At 72.9% G+C, this 16,860-nt stretch carries 17 protein-coding genes; 6 read left to right on the forward strand and 11 right to left on the reverse strand.

The window, feature by feature from the left end:
- Positions 1 to 40: 40 nt before the first annotated feature.
- From ACFYON_RS26305 to ACFYON_RS26315, 3 genes are read right to left on the reverse strand one after another with little or no spacing between them, the layout of a single operon-like run.
- On the reverse strand, positions 41 to 1,186 hold the full coding sequence (locus ACFYON_RS26305) for an acyl-CoA dehydrogenase family protein (protein WP_355095801.1): 1,146 nt from the start codon (positions 1,184 to 1,186) through the stop codon (positions 41 to 43).
- A 10-nt stretch (positions 1,187 to 1,196) separates the two neighbouring features.
- On the reverse strand, positions 1,197 to 2,345 hold the full coding sequence (locus ACFYON_RS26310; protein WP_354874544.1) for an acyl-CoA dehydrogenase family protein: 1,149 nt from the start codon (positions 2,343 to 2,345) through the stop codon (positions 1,197 to 1,199).
- Positions 2,346 to 2,382: 37 nt separating this feature from the next.
- Positions 2,383 to 3,282, reverse strand: coding sequence for an SDR family oxidoreductase (locus tag ACFYON_RS26315; protein ID WP_354874475.1), 900 nt, complete (start codon positions 3,280 to 3,282; stop codon positions 2,383 to 2,385).
- Between the two features lie 97 nt (positions 3,283 to 3,379).
- Between ACFYON_RS26315 and ACFYON_RS26320 the strand changes: the two genes are divergently transcribed.
- The 4 genes from ACFYON_RS26320 to ACFYON_RS26335 are packed head-to-tail and all read left to right on the forward strand — an operon-like array spanning position 3,380 to position 6,838.
- Complete coding sequence (locus ACFYON_RS26320; protein WP_354874546.1) at positions 3,380 to 4,594, forward strand: MFS transporter; 1,215 nt, start codon at positions 3,380 to 3,382, stop codon at positions 4,592 to 4,594.
- 49 nt (positions 4,595 to 4,643) lie between these two features.
- On the forward strand, positions 4,644 to 5,465 hold the full coding sequence (locus ACFYON_RS26325) for an SDR family oxidoreductase (protein WP_354874477.1): 822 nt from the start codon (positions 4,644 to 4,646) through the stop codon (positions 5,463 to 5,465).
- Entirely contained in the window at positions 5,458 to 6,048 is a 591-nt protein-coding gene (locus tag ACFYON_RS26330) for a nuclear transport factor 2 family protein (protein ID WP_354874479.1), read from the forward strand. The genes ACFYON_RS26325 and ACFYON_RS26330 overlap by 8 nt, the downstream gene beginning before the upstream one ends.
- Positions 6,041 to 6,838: an SDR family oxidoreductase gene (locus ACFYON_RS26335; RefSeq protein WP_354874481.1), complete on the forward strand. Its 798-nt coding sequence runs from the start codon at positions 6,041 to 6,043 to the stop codon at positions 6,836 to 6,838. Before ACFYON_RS26330 ends, ACFYON_RS26335 begins: the two co-directional genes overlap by 8 nt.
- A 17-nt stretch (positions 6,839 to 6,855) precedes the next feature.
- Here the strand turns inward: ACFYON_RS26335 and ACFYON_RS26340 are convergent, their stop codons facing one another.
- Both ACFYON_RS26340 and ACFYON_RS26345 read right to left on the reverse strand, forming a co-directional pair.
- The gene (locus ACFYON_RS26340; protein ID WP_354874483.1) at positions 6,856 to 7,671 is read right to left on the reverse strand and encodes an SDR family NAD(P)-dependent oxidoreductase; all 816 of its coding nucleotides are present in this window, start codon (positions 7,669 to 7,671) and stop codon (positions 6,856 to 6,858) included.
- Positions 7,668 to 8,459 (reverse strand): hypothetical protein, encoded by a 792-nt coding sequence (locus ACFYON_RS26345; RefSeq protein ID WP_355097209.1) that lies wholly within the window; start codon positions 8,457 to 8,459, stop codon positions 7,668 to 7,670. The genes ACFYON_RS26340 and ACFYON_RS26345 overlap by 4 nt, the downstream gene beginning before the upstream one ends.
- A 156-nt stretch (positions 8,460 to 8,615) precedes the next feature.
- Here ACFYON_RS26345 and ACFYON_RS26350 point away from each other — a divergent pair, with 156 nt between their 5' ends.
- Both ACFYON_RS26350 and ACFYON_RS26355 read left to right on the forward strand, forming a co-directional pair.
- A complete protein-coding gene (locus ACFYON_RS26350; protein WP_357711323.1) occupies positions 8,616 to 9,872 on the forward strand; it encodes a MaoC family dehydratase N-terminal domain-containing protein in 1,257 nt (418 codons plus the stop codon).
- Between the two features lie 10 nt (positions 9,873 to 9,882).
- On the forward strand, positions 9,883 to 10,836 hold the full coding sequence (locus ACFYON_RS26355) for a zinc-binding alcohol dehydrogenase family protein (protein ID WP_387190316.1): 954 nt from the start codon (positions 9,883 to 9,885) through the stop codon (positions 10,834 to 10,836).
- Between the two features lie 5 nt (positions 10,837 to 10,841).
- Here the strand turns inward: ACFYON_RS26355 and ACFYON_RS26360 are convergent, their stop codons facing one another.
- The 6 genes from ACFYON_RS26360 to ACFYON_RS26385 are packed head-to-tail and all read right to left on the reverse strand — an operon-like array spanning position 10,842 to position 16,672.
- Complete coding sequence (locus ACFYON_RS26360; protein ID WP_355095405.1) at positions 10,842 to 11,372, reverse strand: nitroreductase/quinone reductase family protein; 531 nt, start codon at positions 11,370 to 11,372, stop codon at positions 10,842 to 10,844.
- A complete protein-coding gene (locus ACFYON_RS26365; protein ID WP_355095403.1) occupies positions 11,369 to 12,838 on the reverse strand; it encodes an MmgE/PrpD family protein in 1,470 nt (489 codons plus the stop codon). The genes ACFYON_RS26360 and ACFYON_RS26365 overlap by 4 nt, the downstream gene beginning before the upstream one ends.
- Before the next feature lie 3 nt (positions 12,839 to 12,841).
- The gene (locus ACFYON_RS26370; protein ID WP_355095401.1) at positions 12,842 to 13,675 is read right to left on the reverse strand and encodes an ATP-binding cassette domain-containing protein; all 834 of its coding nucleotides are present in this window, start codon (positions 13,673 to 13,675) and stop codon (positions 12,842 to 12,844) included.
- Entirely contained in the window at positions 13,675 to 14,742 is a 1,068-nt protein-coding gene (locus ACFYON_RS26375) for an ABC transporter ATP-binding protein (protein WP_355095399.1), read from the reverse strand. The genes ACFYON_RS26370 and ACFYON_RS26375 overlap by 1 nt, the downstream gene beginning before the upstream one ends.
- A 26-nt stretch (positions 14,743 to 14,768) precedes the next feature.
- Positions 14,769 to 15,734 carry an ABC transporter permease gene (locus ACFYON_RS26380; RefSeq protein ID WP_354874499.1) on the reverse strand — a complete coding sequence of 322 codons (966 nt, stop codon included), beginning with the start codon at positions 15,732 to 15,734 and terminating at the stop codon, positions 14,769 to 14,771.
- A complete protein-coding gene (locus ACFYON_RS26385) occupies positions 15,731 to 16,672 on the reverse strand; it encodes an ABC transporter permease (protein ID WP_355095397.1) in 942 nt (313 codons plus the stop codon). Before ACFYON_RS26385 ends, ACFYON_RS26380 begins: the two co-directional genes overlap by 4 nt.
- Positions 16,673 to 16,860: the final 188 nt, after the last annotated feature.

Below are 16,860 nucleotides of genomic sequence, written 5' to 3' on the forward strand. Positions count from 1 at the left end.
GTCCTTCCGCTCCTGCCTGCCGTGGAGTTCGGCGGCCGGCTCAGAGACCCGCGAGCGCTGCCACCTCGGCCCGAACCGCCGCCGGAGAACCGGCCAGCAGCTGGGCCGACTTGCCGCGCTTGAAGAACAGGTGTGCGTGGTGCTCGAAGGTGAACCCGATACCGCCGTGCAACTGGATCGCCTCGGCTGCGACGGTCATCAGCGTGTCGGCGCACACGAGCTTGGCCAGCGCCGCGTCGTGTGAGCGGGTGGCGGCACCGGTGCGTAGCGTCGTGACGAGGTGGTCAGCCGTGGCCCGCGCTCCGGCGACCGCGACGGCGAGGTCGGCGCAGCGGTGCTTGAGGGCCTGGAACGACCCGATCGGGCGGCCGAACTGCTCCCGGACCTTGAGGTAGTCGACGGTGAGGTCGAGGCAGGCGCGGGCGGCGGCCGCCGATTCCAGCGCGAGCATGGCGCGCACGTGGTCCAGCAGCACCCGGGCCCCCTCGCCGCCGGGGGCGTCGACCCGGCCGGCCGCGGCCTCGCGCAGGTGCACAGTGCTCAGCCGCCGGGTCTGGTCGAGCGTCATGTGCGTCCGCACGTCCACCCCGTCGGCGGCCAGGTCCACGGCGTAGACGCCGAGCTCACCACCCGGGTTCCGGGCGGTGACGAGAACGACCCGGGCGGCTTCGACCCCGGCGACGAGGGTCTTCGTCCCGGTCAGCGCCCACTCGTCCCCGGCGCCGGCGGCCCGGGTGGCGGTCTGTTCGAGATCCCAGCCCGCGCCGTCCTCGGCGAGCGCAGCGGCCAGGGTCAGCTGCTCGTCCACGACGCGTGCCAGCAGGGGCTCGGCGTGGGGACCGATGGCGCGGGCGGCGAGGATCGCGGTGAGGCTCGTCGCGAGCGCGCCCGGCACGAGCCGGGCCCCGAGCTCCTCGATGACGGCGGTCGCGGCGGGCACGCCGAGGCCGAGCCCGCCGAGGTGCTCCGGTACGACGAGGCCGAGCAGGCCCAGCTCGGCCGTGAGCAACTCGTGCAGCAGCGGGTCGTACCCCTGGTCCCCGACCATGACCTCGTGGGCTCGGCGCAGGTCAGCCTGCCCGTCGAGCACCTCGGCCACGGAGGCACGGATCTGGGCGAGATCCTCGGCCGCCTCCGTGTGCGACGTCTCGGCCACGGCACGAGGGTCGGCGTGCGATCCGGTCATCGTCCTCACCTCATCGGGGCAGGCCGAGCAGGCGCTCGGCGATGATGTTGCGCTGGATCTCGTTGGAGCCGCCGTAGATCGTGTTGGCGCGGCTGAAGAGGAAGTGGGTCTGGGCGTCGTCCAGCTCGTACCCGGGCCCGGTGAGCAGCGCCCCGGCCCCCTCGACGTCGACCGCGAGCTCGCCCAGCGAGCGGTTCCACGTGGCCCACTGGAGCTTGGAGATCGACGCCTCCAGGCCGGACAGCCCCTCACCGGCGGACGCGAGCAGCCGCACCGCCGAGTGCCGCATCACCTCGAGCCCGATGTAGGCGTCGACGAGGCGGTCACGCAGCGCCGGTTCCTGCCAGGCGCCGTTGGAGTGGGCCCGGGCGATGACGGCATCGAGGCGCCGGCGGAAGCCGATCTGCTGGCCGAGGGTGGACACGCCGCGCTCGAAGCCCAAGGTGCCCATGGCGACTTTCCAGCCCTCGCCCTCGGCGCCGACGCGGTGCTCGACGGCAGCGACGGCCTCGTCGAAGAAGACCTCGTTGAACTCGCTCGTGCCGGTCAGCTGGGTGATCGGGCGCACCGTCACGCCGGGCTGGTCCATCGGCACCAGCAGGTAGGAAAGCCCCGCGTGGCGGGTCGAGCCGGGATCGGTGCGGCACAGCACGAAGCACCAGTCGGCCAGGTGCGCGAGCGAGGTCCACACCTTCTGCCCGGTGATGACGTAGTGGTCGCCCCGGCGCTCGGCGCGGGTGCGCACCCCGGCGAGGTCCGAGCCCGCGCCGGGCTCGGAGTAGCCCTGGCACCAGATGTCCTCGCCGCTGGTGATGCGGGGCAGGAAGCGCGCCTTCTGCTCCGGCGTGCCGAATGCGAGCAGGGTCGGGCCGAGCAGCTGCTCGGACATGTGCCCGAGCCGGCCGGGTGCGCCGGCGCGGGCGTACTCCTCGTGGAAGATGACCTGCTGGGCGAGGGTCGCGGGGCGACCGCCGTACTCGGTGGGCCAGGAGAGGCCGATCCAGCCGGCCCGGCCCAGGTGGCGCTCCCACTCGCGGCGCAGCTCGTGCGCCTCGTGCTCGCGTCCCTCGCCGCCGGTGCCGACCGCCTCGGCGAACGGCCCGGTGAGGGCCTCCTGGAGCCAGCCACGGATCTCGGCCCGGAACTGCTCGTCGCTCACCGGCGCACCGGTGGCCCGCGCTGCGTCAGCACCCATGTCAGGCACCGTAGACGGGGGTCGGCGGCTCGGAGCGGGCGATGAGGTCGGCGATCACGTCGGTGAGCTCCTCCGGCTCCCACCGCGCGCCCTTGCTGGCGGCCGGCCCGTGGCGCCAGCCGTCGGCGAGCGAGACCTCGCCCCCGGCGACCTCGAAGACGGCGCCGCTGACGGCCTGCGCGGCGTCGGAGCCGAGCCAGACCACGAGGGGGGAGACGTTGGCCGGGTCCATCGCGTCGAAGCCCGTCTCGGGGGCGGCCATCGCCTCGGCGAAGACGGCCTCGGTCATCGGGGTACGGGCCGAGGGGGCGATCGCGTTGACGACGATGCCGTAGCGGGCCCACTCGGCGGCCGCGATCTGGGTCAGGGCGGCGATCCCGGCCTTGGCGGCGCCGTAGTTGCCCTGTCCGACGCTGCCCATGAGCCCCGCGCCGGAGGACGTGTTGACGACGCGCGCGGCGATCCGGCGGCCGGCCTTGGCCGCGTCCCGCCAGTAGGCGGCGGCGTGGCGCATCGGGACGAAGTGTCCCTTGAGGTCGACCCGCAGGACGAGGTCCCACTCCTGCTCACTCATGTTGACCAGCATCCGGTCGCGGTTGATGCCGGCGTTGTTGACCAGGGTGTGCAGCCCGCCGAAGGTCTCGACCGTCTCGCGCACGAGCCGCTCACCGTAGGCCCAGTCGCTGACGTCGCCGGTGCTGACGACCGCGCGACCGCCCAGTGCGCGGATCTCGTCGACGACGGCCTGGGCCGCCTCCCGGCTGCTCTCGATGTCGTTGACGACGACGTCGGCGCCCTGCCGGGCGAACTCGAGGGCGTGGACCCGGCCCAGCCCCTGTCCGGCACCGGTCACGATCACCGTTCGTCCTGCGCAGAAGCCGCTCACGGCACGCCCTTTCACTCGAGGTACGGGAAGAAAACCACACCCGACACTAGCGATGCAAGCAAGCGCTTGGTAGGGTCCCGGAAACGACAGAAGGATGGCGAAAGACGTGAAAATGTTCTCGGCCCTGCAATTCCGAGACTTCCGCTTCGTACTCCTGACCCTGGTGTTGTCCCAGGCCGGCTACTGGGGCTGCAACATCGCCTTCCAGTCGGTGCTCGTCGAGAGCGACGCCACCCCGGCGACGATGGGGGCGCTCTTCTTCTGCCTGCTCGTGCCGTTCACGCTCTTCTCCATCCCGGCCGGGGTGCTGGCCGACGCCGTCGACCGGCGCCGCCTGCAGATCGGCGTGCTCCTGGCGACCGCCGTCCTGGCCGGAGTCTGTACGGCGACGATCGCGGCCAGGATCGTCGCCCTGCCCGTGATGCTCGCGCTCGCCTTCCTCGCCGGCACCGGAGTCAGCTTCCTGTCCCCCGTGACCCAGGCCCTCGTGGCCAACACCGTCCCGGCCGAGGCGCTCGGCCACGCCGTACCGATCCAGGCTGCCGGGCTCAACCTCGCCCGCTCGGTCGGCCCCGCGGTCGCCGGGCTGATCCTCGTGGCCTGGGGACCGCTGGGCACGTTCGTGATGTACGCGACGCTCACCCTCGCCGCGGCCGCCGCCGCGATCGCGGTCCGCACCCGTCGCGTCCCGCCGGCCGTCCCGGTGGCCCGCGAGAGCCTGACCGCGCAGGTCCGCGCGGGGATCCGGCACGCCCGCGAGCGACCCCCGGCCGCGCTCTGCCTCGTCATCGTCGCGGTCAATGCGTTCTTCGGGTGCGCCTTCACGACCCAACTCCCCGTCCGGGCGGCCGCGACCTCGGACAACCCGGACCCGGTCTTCCCCATGCTGGTGGCCCTGACCGGGCTGGGCTCGCTCCTCGGGATCCTCGTGGTGGCCCGCCTCTCCAAGCGCATCGCCACCGTGTGGCATGCCGCGGTCACCATCGTTCTGCTCGCACTGAGCAACGCCCTGCTCGGGGCCGCCACGACAGTGCCCGTGCTCGCGGCGGCCGCTCTGCTGTGCGGCACGTTCAGCATCGGCGCCATGGTGATCCTGCAGACGGCGGTCCAGAGGGTCGTCGACGACGCGCAGCGCGGCCGGGTGATGAGCCTCTACTTCCTCGGCTGGGGTGGCATGCCGTTCGGCGCCCTCCTGCTCGGCGGGCTGAGCACGTGGTTCGGCTCCACGATCGCCTTCATGCTGTACGCCGCCGCGTGCCTGGCCACGGCCGCCACGGTGCTCGCGTGGTTGCGTCGCGGACGCGCCGACCCCCTTCCCGCGACGTGACCACCCTCGGCCCGTCCCGTTGTCCGCCCCGCAATTCCAGGAGTTCGTCGTGACCGACCAGTCCTCCCCGACCGCACCCGCGGCGGCGCTGCCCGTGCCCGCCGACTTCGTCCACCGCGCCGGTGTCGCGCTCGTCACCGGCGGCACCGGCGGCCTCGGGCGGGTCATCGCCCGCGAACTGGCGCGCCGGGGGTCGGCGGTGGCGATCACCTACCGCAGCGACGCCGAGGCCGCCCGGCAGGTGCTCGACGAGCTGCCGTCCGTCGCGTCCGGCACGCACTCGGCGCACCACCTCGATCTCACCGACGCCGAGGCCACCGCCGCGCTCGTGGCGGAGCTCACCGGAAGCCGCGGGCCGCTGCACACGATCGTGCACGCGGCCGGGCCGCACGTGCCCATGCGGCACCTGTCCACAGTGCGTCCCGAGCAGTTCGCCACGCAGGTGGCCAACGACACGACCGCCTTCTTCACGCTGGTCTCGGCCTGCCTCCCGGCCCTGCGTCAGAGCCGTGGCAACGTCGTCGCGATCACGACCGCGGCGACGACGCGCTACCCCGCCCGGGACGGCCTCTCCTCCGCGCCGAAGGCGGCGGTCGAGGCGCTCGTACGGGCCTTCGCCAACGAGGAGGGGCGCTTCGGCATCCGGTTCAACTGCGTCGGGCCGGGCATGCTCACCGACGGGATGGCCGAGCGACTGATCTCCTCGGGGGACCTCGACGAACGCGCCCTGACCGTCGCCCGGTCCTCGACTCCGCTGCGGCGTTTCGGCAGCGCCGTCGACATCGCCGAGGCCGCCTGCTTCCTGGCCAGCGACCGGGCCGGCTTCATCTCCGGGCAGAAGCTCGACGTCGACGGAGGCTTCGGTGTCTGAACCGTCGCGGTCCCTCCCGGTCGAACTGGACGCGCTGCTCGCCGAGCGGGCCGTCGAGCGGGCCCTGCTGCGCTATGCGCGCGGGATCGACCGGATGGACCGGGCCCTGGCCGCGAGCGCCTTCCACCCGGACGCCCGGATCACCCTCGGCGGGACCACTGCCGAACGGGACACGACGCTGGACATGGTCTTCGCGCTCGTGGCGCGGCGCACCATGACGATGCACTACCTGACGAACATCCTGGTCGAACTCGACCCGGCCGACCCGGACCGCGCCCGGGCCGAGACGTACGGCATCGCGTTCCAGCGCAGCACGTCCGAGCCGCCGCGCGGCAACATCATCAGCGGGTTCCGCTACGTCGACCTGGTCACCCGGCGCGCGGGCGAGTGGCGGGTGCAGGAACGTCTCACCGTCTCGGAATGGCAGCGGGTCGACGACCTCGCCGGCCAGTGGCCGATCCCCGAGGCGTCGCTGCGGGGAGCCCGCGACGCCTCCGACCCGATCAGCCGGCCGTGGCCGCCCGGCGGCCCGGCTGCGGGCGGGCCGGACCGGGACAGCGATCCCGGACGCCCCCGTGAGTGACCCGCGGACTCCTGCACACGAGGCGGGCGACCGGAGGCCGGGGGCCGACGCCGGCGCGCCACGGCTCGGCTTCCGCACGGGCGACGTCGTCGTCGTGACCGGGGCCGGCAGCGGGATCGGAGCGGCGACCGCGGCGACCGCCGCCGCCCAGGGACTCGTGGTGTCCGCGTGGGACCTCGACGCCGCGGCCCTCACGGCGGTGAGCGCCGCCGTCCGCGCGGCGGGCGGGGTGGTCGACCCCCACGTGGTCGATGTCGCCGACGAGTCGGCCGTGCGCGCGGCCCTCGCCGGGACCTGCTCGGCGTACGGGCCGGTGCGCCACCTCGTCAACAACGCCGGCCCGTCCTCGGCGACCGAGCTCGACTTCGACCACGCCGTGCAGCTGTGTGTCGGCAGCGTGCGGTCGGTGACCCGGGCCTGGCTCGAACAGGCCCCGCCCGGGGCGACCCTCGTGAACACCGCCTCGGTCGCCGGCACCGTCGTGGGCACCGCCTCCGACTGGTACAGCGCGGCGAAGGCCGCGATCGTCGGCTACACCCGGCACCTGGCCGCGCACCGGGCCGACGCCGTACGGGCCAACGCGGTAGCCCCCGGCATGGTGGACACCCCGAGGCTGCGGGGCTTCGCCGGGTCCCCGACAGGGCAGTCCGTGCTGTCCCGGGTGCCGAGCCACCGGATGGCCACGCCGGACGAGATCGCCTGGCCGATCCTCTTCCTGCTCTCGCCGCTGGCCTCGTACGTGAACGGGGCGTTGCTCGTCGTCGACGGCGGGTGGACCATCACGCAGTGAGCGCTGCCCGCGGGCGGTCAGCGCGGGTCGGGGCCCGGCCCGCCGAGCATGGCCCGCATCCCGCCGTGGTTGCCGGCGACGAGGGCGGCCCGGTCCGGGCCGGAGCGCCGCGCGGCGACCTCGGCCTGCTGGCGCACCACGTGTACCGGGCCGGAGCCCAGGGCCGCCAGCCCCTGGGCGGCGACGTCGGCCGGGTCGGCCGCGCCGGTCAGGTCGAGGCCGGCGCGCGCCATGGCGGGGGTGGCCGTGAGCCCCAGCACCAGGTGCAGCACGTCGACACCGACCTGCCCCAGCTCGAGCCACAGGCCCTCGGTGAAGATCCGGGTGAATGCCTTGGCGGCGGCGTAGACGCCGATGTCGGCGTGGCCGAGGTAGCCGGCTGAGGAGCCGACGACGAGGATGCCGCCGCGGCCGCGTGCGGCGAGCCGGGCGCCGAACTCCCGGCAGAGCTCGAGCGGGCGGGTGATGTTGAGATCGATGACGGCCTGGACCCGGGCGAGGTCCGCCTCGACGAAGCGGCTGCGGTAGGTGTTCGCGCCGGCGTTGAGGACGAGCAGGCCGAGGTCGAGGTCGGCGACGGCCTCGACGATCCGGGCGGTCGCGTCCGCGTCGAGCAGGTCCAGGGCGAGCACGCGGCACGGGACCCCGTGCGCCCGGACCCGGTCGGCGGTCTCCCCGAGGGCCACCGGCTTGCGGGCGACGAGCACGATGCCGAGGCCGGCGCGGGCCAGCTGCTCGGCGAACGCGGCGCCGACCCCCTCGGAACCGCCGACGACCAGGGCCCAGGGCCCGTAGCGCTCGAACCGTCCGGTCCCGCCGGTGGACTCGGTCATGCCCCGCTGTCCGTCACCGTGGGCTCGTCGAACCAGTCCCACTCCCAGGGTGTGATGGTGGCCAGGGGCCCCGTGAACAGCGGGGTGGCCGTGCCGGCGAGCGCCGCGGGCGGGGCCGCCAGCGGATCCGCGGCCAGGGCCCGTGTGAACTCGACCGGGTCGGCTTCGAGGTAGGTGAGCCGGATCCGCACGACGGGTCCGTCGGGACGGCTGCGGCTCGGGGCGCTGCGGAAGGTCCACACGCCCGCGACGCCGTCGCGCGCGAGCAGGTCGGGCACCTGGGTCTCGTGCTCGAACCGGGACAGGTCGGCCACGTCGGGATGCAGGGACGTCTCGACTCGGCTCACCTCGACGTACACCCCGCGGTGGGGCCGGAACGGCAACGCGGCGAGGGTGACGAGGGCCCGGGGGGCGACATGACCCTGGACGGGTCGGAACATCCGGGTCATCGGCCGTTCGGTCCAGGCCAGCTCCGGACGCCGGCCCTGGTGGATCGCCCGGTCGCCGAGGTCCTTCCACTCGGGGACCGAGTCCGCGGCCGGCTCGGCGAACCAGTACATCGCCATGTACTGGCTGCCGGCGAGGGCGGGGTCGGGGTAGCTGCCGAGCCGCTCGCACGCGGGGGTACGCACCCAGCGGTCGCCGTGCACGACGCCGGGCAGGGCGAGGTTCTCGGGGCGGTGGTCGAGTTGATGCCACGCGTTGTAGTCGCGATGGCGGGCAGGGTCGGTCACCTTCGGGAACGAGAAGAAGGCTCGGGTGGCGGTCGCTGGGGTGCTCGGGAGCATCTCGGCCCTCTTCGCGGGTCGGGGCGCTGGTGACGCACGATCGGTCCGGTGTCGCCGCCGGGCGCGGCCGGTGTTCTGACTCTTGACCCTAGGGCAGCGTCCCTCATATGGTCAAGCAAGCGCTTGGTTGACATCGTTGTCCGCAAGAGGAGCCCCATGACCGGCAGTGACGCGGATTTCCGCGCCCGACTCGACGCTCTGATCGGCCTCACCGACCCGCCGCGCCGGGCCAAGGACGCGATCACCGAAGCAGCCATCCGCATCTGGTGCGACGCCGTCGGCGACGAGAACCCCGCGTACCAGGACCCCCAGTGGGCCGCCCGCTCCGTCTGGGGCGGCATCGTGGCCCCGGCGACCTCGCTGAACATGTGGACCCTGCCGGGCAACAGGCGCAGTCACCGCCACGCCGAGAGCCTCGACCGGGTCAACGAGGTCCTCGCCACGCGCGGGTTCACCTCGGTGGCCGCGGTGCAGACGGAGCACACCTACGTACGCCCGCTGCGCCCCGGCGACCACCTGGAGCAGTTCCCGTCCATCGGCGCGGTCTCCCCCGAGAAGTCCACCCGGCTCGGCCAGGGCCACTTCGTCGACCTCGTCAGCGACTACCGCACCGTCGAGGGCGAGCCGGTCGGGCGCGTCGTCCTGCGGATGCTCCGCTGGAACCCGGCGACCCGGACCGAGGTCCCGACGACGCCCGGGGACCGCCTCGCTCGCCCCGTACGCCCGGCCGCTGCCGCCCCTGTCGACCTGCCGCCCGCCGGCACCACCGGCACCCTGACCGCGCACCTGCAACCCGGCTACGCCGCCGCCCCCCTCGACGAGCGCCCCTACCTCGTCGGCAGCGCCGAACTCGCCGACGGGACCCGCTTCAGCGGAGACGTCGCATACCTGCGCCCCGACCTCGTGCACGACGGCATGCCGGTCGTCGTGGCGCACCGACGCACCCGCGACGGCCAGATCCTGCCGGTGCTCACCGCCCCCCGGCCCGAACGCCGCACGAGCACCCGTACCGGGGCCGAGGTGAGCATCGGGCAACGCCTCGCCCCCTGGCCGGTCCCCGTCACCCAGCTGTCCATCGCGGCGCTGGCGACCGCGACCTTCGACTTCAACGACGTGCACCTCGACCGCGACGCGGCCCTCGAACGAGGCGCCCGCGACGTCTACATGAACATCCTCGGCTCCAGTGCCCTGGTCAACTGCTACCTCACCGACTGGGCCGGACCGGAGGCTCGCGTCGTCGACTTCCGCACCCGCCTCGCCGCACAGAACCACCCCGGCGACACCTGCACCCTCGACGGCGTCGTCACCGGGCTGAAGCCGGCGCACGGGGGAACGCAGGTCACCGTCGACGTCCGCGGCACCAACAGCCTCGGCGACCACGTCATCGCCTCCGCCACCATCGCCCTGCCCTGAGAGGAATCGCGTGCTCGCCAGCTACGTCGTCGACTCCGGATCCCCCGACAGCCTGCGTCTCGGCCGGCTCGAGGCCCCGACGCCCGGCCCCGGTCACGTGCTCGTGCGGGCCCAGGCAGCCAGCCTGGACCGGGTCGACACCTACATCCGTCGCGGCACCCACGGGATGGCGGTCACCGGCCCGACGATCCTCGGCCGGGACGTCGCCGGCACCGTCGTGCGGACCGGTCCCGGCGTCACCGGCTTCACTCCCGGCGACGCGGTCGTCGGGCTGACCACCGGCACCCACGCCGAGCTCGCCGTCGTCCCGGCCACGCACTGCTTCCCGCGACCGGCCGCGCTCGACGCCGTCCACGCCGCGGCGGTGCCCACCGCCGGACGCACCGCCTACGACGCGGTCGTCAACCTCGCCGGCGTACGCCCCGGCGAACGGGTACTCGTCGTCGCCGCCGCGGGCGCCGTCGGCACCTTCGCCGTCCAGTACGCCCACCACCTGGGCGCGCGCGTCTTCGGCACCAGCGCCCCGGCGAAGGCCGACGCGGTACGCGCCCTCGGCGCTCTCGACGTCGTGAACCACTACCGTCCCGACGTCGTCGAGTCCCTGCGTGCCGCCCTGCCCGGCGGCGAGGTGGACGTCATCGTCGAGTCGGTCGGCGGCACCCTCTGGTCCGACGTGCTCAAGGTCCTCGCCCCCGGCGGTCGGCTGGTCACCTGTGGCGTCACCGCCGACAGCCACGCCCACCTGCACCTGGGTCGCCTCATGGTCAAGGGCTGGACGCTGCGCGGAATCGGCCGGCCCGGGCCCGAGGCGGTGGCCCGCCAGCTACGCGAGGCCCTCACCCTCTCGGCCGTGGCCGCCGCCCCCGCGATCGCCGCGACGTACCCGCTCGAGCAGGCCACCGTCGCGCACGACCGGCTGGAGGCGTCCGATTTCGTCGGTCGGATCGTCCTCACGACCGGCTGAGCCGCTCAGGCGAGCGACTCCCCCGAGACGGCGCTCAGGACGACGAGCGGGATCTGCCGCCCGAAACCCGCAGCCCGTTCGGCGTAGCGTCCCACGTTCGGCTTGCGCGCCACGACGTGCGCGAACAGCTCCGGGTCGCGCTCGCCGTCGGTCACCCGCGCCCGGACCGGGATCGTCCTGCGGCGCAGGACGATCCAGCAGAGTTCGTGATGACGCGCGTTGACCACCCAGGCCGGGTCCTTGGGGCCGCCCCCCTTGGAGCCGACGACCACCAGGTCCCTCCCGTACGGCACGTAGGGCAGCGCCGCGTCGCGCAGCTCCCCGGAGCGACGGCCAACCGTCGTCAGCAGCAGCGTGGGGTGGTACGGAAACCTGCCCGCCAGCGCGTACTGCAACGACACGAGCGAGAACCCGGTCCGTCGCACGAGAAACCGGTCGAACGCCATCCCGCGCGGCCCGCGGATGACGATGAGCCACGACCGGCCGTACGAGGCGAACGACCTCGTCTCCGCACCGATCCGGTCCCGCCGGCTCATCGCGCAAGCGCCAGCAGCGGTGACAGCGTCTCGGCGACGTCGGCGACGTCGTCGATGCCCCGGACCACCTCGACGAGCCGCTCCTGCGCGCCCGCGTCGAGGATCCCGTCGCAGAACGAGGCCAGCTTGCCGGCGACGAAGTCCCAGTCCGCCCGCGTCGTGTCGTCCCACGGGTCGCCCTGGGCGAAGTCCGACTCGACGACGTACTCCCGGCCACCGGCCCGGATCGTCAGCGCGCCGCGCGTCCGGCGGATCTGGCCGCCCGGGTGTTCCCTGAGGTCGGCCTCCCACTCCGCGTCGAGCACCGGGTCGGGCGCCGTCGTGATCCGGCGCGCCAGGTCCCACACCGCCGGGTCGGCCAGCCGCTCGGGGTCGTACCACCGCGGTCCCGGGGCGTGCCCGAGCAACGCCAGCGCCGCGGCGTACGGCATGTTGAAGGCGCCGTCCAACGGCGCGACGACAGTGTCCGGGATCTGCGGGGCCGGCTCCCGGAACTGCAACGTCCGGTAGGCCGCCGGGCTCAGCCGGATCTCCATGGACTCGATCTGCGACACCGGCACCCCGTGGCTGCTCGGGAACGCGCGGATCGCGTCGAGCGCCGCGTGGGTGAAACGGCACGTCGGGTACGGCTTGAGCGACGTCTCGCTGATCCACCACTTCGACCCCAGGCCGGCGACCATCTCGTGCCGCTCGCCGCCGAGGAAGCCCATCGCCTCGATGAAGCCCGGGGTGCGGTCCAGCACGTCCAGGTCGCCGGTGTAGCCCTCCTCGGCCAGCGCCGCGCCGAGCATCCCGGCGTGCGCGATCGCGCCGTACGGGCCGTACTTGAACGCGTTGAACGAGCGCCGCTCGGCCATGTAGGAGTTCTTCGCCGGCGGGGCCAGCCAGGCGACCAGGCCGAGCGCGTGCGCCAGCCGCTCCGGCTCCCAGCCGCCGACGACCGCGCATGCCGCGGCCGCGCCCATCGAGGCGTACCCGTGCGACGACAGCGGCGACCAGCGGAACTGGCCGTCCTCGAAGGCCATGAGCGAGGTCGACAGGTTCAGCCGCGCGTTGATCTCGAAGGCGATGATGCTCGCGCGCAACAGGCTCGCCCCGTCGGCGTGCAGCCGCTCGGCCTCCGCCAGCCCGGCCGCGACGCCGAACACCGCGAAGTGCGCCGAGTTGAAGAAGGTGTCGTCCGCGTCCAACGCGTTCATCATGTCCGCGTTGGCGTGCGCGGCGTTGATCGCCGCGACCCGCTGCCCCAGCCCGAACACCGTCGCCTCGGCGGGGCCGCCGAACCGGGCGGCGACCTGCTGGACCATGCGGCTGCGCCGCAGCCGCACCGCCGCCAGCCCGCAGACGAGCGAGTCGAGCAGGACGAGCTTGCCGTAGTCGCGTACCGACTCGGGGATCTCCTCGTCGCGTGTCGTCGCGAACCGCGCCAGCAACTGCGTCCGGGTCGGTCCCGTCGTACCGGTCACCGCTCAGCCCACCTTTCCCGGCGCGACGAGCCGGTTGCCCTGCGCGTCGCGTGGCAGCGGCACGGGGATCGCCGCGAGCAGCTTCTTCGTGTACTCCTGCCGCGGGTTGGCGAAGATCTGGTCCGTCGTGTCCGTCTCCACGACCTCACCGGAGGCCATCACCATGACCCGGTCGGCGATGACCTCGACGAGAGCCAGGTCGTGACAGACGAACAGGTACGCCAGACCCAGCTCCTCCTGCAGGTCCCGGAGCAGGTTGAGCACCTGCGCCCGCACCGACACGTCAAGCGCCGCGACCGGCTCGTCGCACACGATGAGGCTCGGCTTCATCGTCAGCGCCCGTGCGATCGCGACGCGCTGCAACTGACCGCCGGACAGCTCGGCCGGATAGCGCTCCAGGTAGCGCGAACCGATGCCGACCTTGTCGAGCAGCTCGACGGCCTCCTTCTCCCGCGTGACCCGGCCCTTGTCGGTGTGCACGAGGAGAGGCTCGGCGACCGCGTCCTTGATCGTCATCCGCGGGTCGAGCGAGCTGTACGGGTCCTGGAAGATCATCTGCATCCGCTGGCGCAGCGCGCGCAGCTGCTTCGGCTTCGTGGCCAGCACGTCGATCCCGTCGAACGTCACCGAGCCGGAGTTCGGCTCGATGAGGCGCAGCACCATGCGCCCGACAGTCGACTTGCCCGCGCCGGACTCGCCGACGACCGCGAGGCACTCACCGCGCTCCAGGGTGAAGCTCACCCCCTTGACCGCGTGCACCAATTTCGTACGCCGGCCGAGCCAGTCCCGACCGGAACTGAACGACTTCGTGAGGTTCTCGACTTCGAGCAGGCTCATCAGACCGTCACTCCATCCAGAGAGAGCTCCCCGGCCCGCACGCACCGCGCGTGGTGCTCGGCGGCACCGTCGAACCGGACCAGGTCGGGGTGGGCCACGTCGCACCGCCCCGGCACGGCGAACTCGCACCGGCTGGTGAACCGGCACCCGTGCGGCCAGGCGCCCGGGGCCGGGATGCCACCGGGAATCGCGCGCAGCCGCCGGTCGGTGCTCAGGCCCGGCTTGGGGATCGAGCCGATCAGGCCGGACGTGTAGGGGTGCCGCGGGTTGAAGAACAGCTGCTCCGAGGGCGCGTTCTCGGCCACCTCGCCGGCGTACATGACCACGACCTCCCGGCACAGCTCGGCCACCACCGCGAGGTCGTGGCTGACGAACAGAAGCGCCACCCCGGTCTGCTCCTGCAGGTCGCGCAGCAGCTCGAGGATCCGTTCCTGCACCGTCACGTCGAGCGCCGTCGTCGGCTCGTCGGCGATGAGCAGGCGCGGGTTGCACGCCATGACCATCGCGATCATGACGCGCTGGCACATGCCGCCGGAGAACGCGTGCGGGTAGTCGTCGACCCGCTGCGCCGCCCGTGGGATCTGCACCATCTCGAGCATCTCGACGGCGCGGGCCCGGGCCCGCCTGCGGCTCAGGCCCAGGTGCTTGCGCACCGACTCCGCGATCTGGTCCCCGACGGTGAATGCCGGGTTCAGGCTGCGGCTCGGTTGTTGGAAGATCATGCCCATGCCCGGGCCGCGCAGGTCCCGCCACTGCTTCTGGGTGCCCGCGGTGAGGTCCACGCCGTCGAAGACGATCCGGCCCGAGGCGATCCGCCCTCCGGTCGCCCCGGTCAGGCCCATCACCGCGATGGAGGTCACCGTCTTGCCCGACCCGGACTCGCCGACCAGGGCCATCGACCCTCCCGGCTTGAGCGAGAACGAGACGTCCTGGACGGTCGTCTGCCACCCACCCGAGGGCGAGGGGAACTCGACGTTGAGGTTCTCCACGCGCAGCAGGTCCGCCGCGTCGCCGGTGGCGTCGGTCCTGGTGCCGGCGGTCCCGCCGGACGCCGTTTCACGTGCCATGTCAGCTCCTGGTGGTTGCCGGGCGGTCAATTGCCCGAGCGGGTGCGAACGAGGGCGCGGCGGACGCCGTCACCGACGTAGGTGAAGGCGAGGACGGCGAGGAAGATCATCACGCCGGGCGGCCACACGAGGTACGGCGCGAGCCGCATGTTCGAGGAGGCCGTCGAGAGCATCGAGCCCCAACTGGCCGCGGGGGCCTGGACGCCCAGCCCGAGGAAGCTCAAGCTCGCCTCGGCCGCGACGGCGGTACCCAGCGACACCGAGATGACGAGGATGATCGGCGGCAGCACGTTGGGCAGCACGTGCCGCACCGCGGTACGCACGGTGCTGCAACCCAGGGCGATCGAGGCCTCGATGTAGGTCTCGTGCCGCACGTCCATCGTGCCGGCGCGGGCCACCCGGAAGAAGCGCGGGGCCATGACCAGGCCGATGGCGAGCATCGCGTTGGTGATGCCGGCACCGAGGACCGCGACGATGGTGATGGCCAGCACGAGCGACGGTGCGCTCATGAGCGCGTCCATGACGCGGGTCAGGATCGCGTCGACCCAGCCGCTGCGGTAGCCCGCGATCATGCCGAGCGGCAGACCGAGCAGGAGCGCGACGGCCGCGGCCTGTAGCGCCGCCCACAGCGAGACCCGTGCCCCGAAGATGAGCCGGCTCAGCACGTCCCGGCCGTAGTCGTCGGTCCCCAGCCAGTGCTCGGCGTTCGGTGGCCTGAGCCGCAGCAACAGGTTCTGCACGTCGGGGTCGTACGGCGCCAGGGCCGGGGCGAAGATCGCGATGAAGGTCAGCACGAGCAGGAAGACGCCGGCCACGATCGTCGCGGGGCGACGCACGATGCTCTTGAGGATGCCGGGGGCGGCGACCGGCTCCGGGTCGCCCGTGCCGACGGCCGCCGTCGGCATCTCGGCGCGGACGGTCTCGGCGAGGCCGCCGGAGTCGTGCGAGTCGTTCCCCGGCGCCGGAGCCGAGGGGGTCTGGTTCACGCTCATGACCGCACCTTCGGGTTGAAGTAGCCGTAGGAGATGTCGACGATGAGGTTGACGAGCACGACGACAGTCGTGCTGAACAGGACGAAGCCGAGCAGCACCGGGATGTCACGCCCCTGCACCGCCTCGATGGCGGTACGACCAAGGCCCGGCATGTTGTAGATCATCTCGATGGTCACCGATCCGGCGAGGACCTCCGCGACGCGGAAGCCGAGGACGGTGACGACGGGGATGCACGCGTTCTTCAGGGAGTGCTTGAACACGACGCTGGAGCGCGACAGTCCCTTGGCCTCGGCGTTGAGGACGTAGTCGGTCTTCATGACCTGCCCGAGTGCCGAGCGTAGTTGCAGGGTCACCTCGGCCGCGGGAAGCAGACCGAGGGCGATGCCCGGCAGGACGAGGTGCGAGAGCCACGGCCAGAAGCCGTCGGCCAGCGGTTGGTAGCCGAACGCCGGAAACATCTGCAGCCCCACCGCGAAGACCGAGGCGAGCACGAGGCCGAACCAGAAGCCCGGGATGGCGATCGCGATCGAGGCGAGCCCGTTGACGATCCGGTCGACGATGCCGCCGGAGCGCAGCGTGGCCACGAGGGCGAGGGTGGCCCCGATCATGACGGCGAAGATCATCGCGACGAGCACCAGCGACATCGTCGTGGCCATTCGCCGCGTCAGCAGCTCGATGACGGTCTGATCGGAGAGGAAGGACGTGCCGAGGTCGCCGCGGAGGACGTCGCCGGCCCACATGGCGTAGCGCACCAGGACCGGAGCGTTGAGGTTGAGCTCCTCGCGGATCGCCTCGACACGCTCCGGGGTCGGTTCGTCACCGGCCAGGACGACGGCCGGGTCGCCCGGGGCGAGTTCGATCAGGGCGAAGACGAGCAGCGGGACGACGAACAGCAGGGGTATTGCCGCGAGTAAGCGCCTGCTGGCGTAGCGGATCATGTCCTACCTCGACTCTGAGCGTGTGCCTGGGACTGCGCCTCACACGGCCTGGTGCCGGCAAGGCCGGTGGTGTCGCCGCCGGCCCCCCCCCCCCCGGGGGGGGGGCGGGGCGCCGCCCCCCGGGGTGCGGCGCGGCCCGGTTAGTAGTTTCGGCGGTGTGGGGCCCGGGCCCCATGGCCCGGTTCGAC

The sequence above is a fragment of the Micromonospora sp. NPDC005686 genome (genome assembly GCF_042871665.1).
Classification (GTDB): domain Bacteria; phylum Actinomycetota; class Actinomycetes; order Mycobacteriales; family Micromonosporaceae; genus Micromonospora.

What these genes read in the sequence shown, in the direction of transcription:
- ACFYON_RS26350 (WP_357711323.1), top strand. Translation starts at nt 8,616, where the DNA reads ATGACCGGCAGTGACGCGGATTTCCGCGCCCGACTCGACGCTCTGATC.
- ACFYON_RS26370 (WP_355095401.1), bottom strand. Translation starts at nt 13,675, where the DNA reads ATGAGCCTGCTCGAAGTCGAGAACCTCACGAAGTCGTTCAGTTCCGGT.
- ACFYON_RS26360 (WP_355095405.1), bottom strand. Translation starts at nt 11,372, where the DNA reads ATGAGCCGGCGGGACCGGATCGGTGCGGAGACGAGGTCGTTCGCCTCG.
- ACFYON_RS26305 (WP_355095801.1), bottom strand. Translation starts at nt 1,186, where the DNA reads ATGACCGGATCGCACGCCGACCCTCGTGCCGTGGCCGAGACGTCGCAC.
- ACFYON_RS26340 (WP_354874483.1), bottom strand. Translation starts at nt 7,671, where the DNA reads ATGACCGAGTCCACCGGCGGGACCGGACGGTTCGAGCGCTACGGGCCC.
- ACFYON_RS26320 (WP_354874546.1), top strand. Translation starts at nt 3,380, where the DNA reads ATGTTCTCGGCCCTGCAATTCCGAGACTTCCGCTTCGTACTCCTGACC.
- ACFYON_RS26375 (WP_355095399.1), bottom strand. Translation starts at nt 14,742, where the DNA reads ATGGCACGTGAAACGGCGTCCGGCGGGACCGCCGGCACCAGGACCGAC.
- ACFYON_RS26385 (WP_355095397.1), bottom strand. Translation starts at nt 16,672, where the DNA reads ATGATCCGCTACGCCAGCAGGCGCTTACTCGCGGCAATACCCCTGCTG.
- ACFYON_RS26345 (WP_355097209.1), bottom strand. Translation starts at nt 8,459, where the DNA reads ATGCTCCCGAGCACCCCAGCGACCGCCACCCGAGCCTTCTTCTCGTTC.
- ACFYON_RS26380 (WP_354874499.1), bottom strand. Translation starts at nt 15,734, where the DNA reads ATGAGCGTGAACCAGACCCCCTCGGCTCCGGCGCCGGGGAACGACTCG.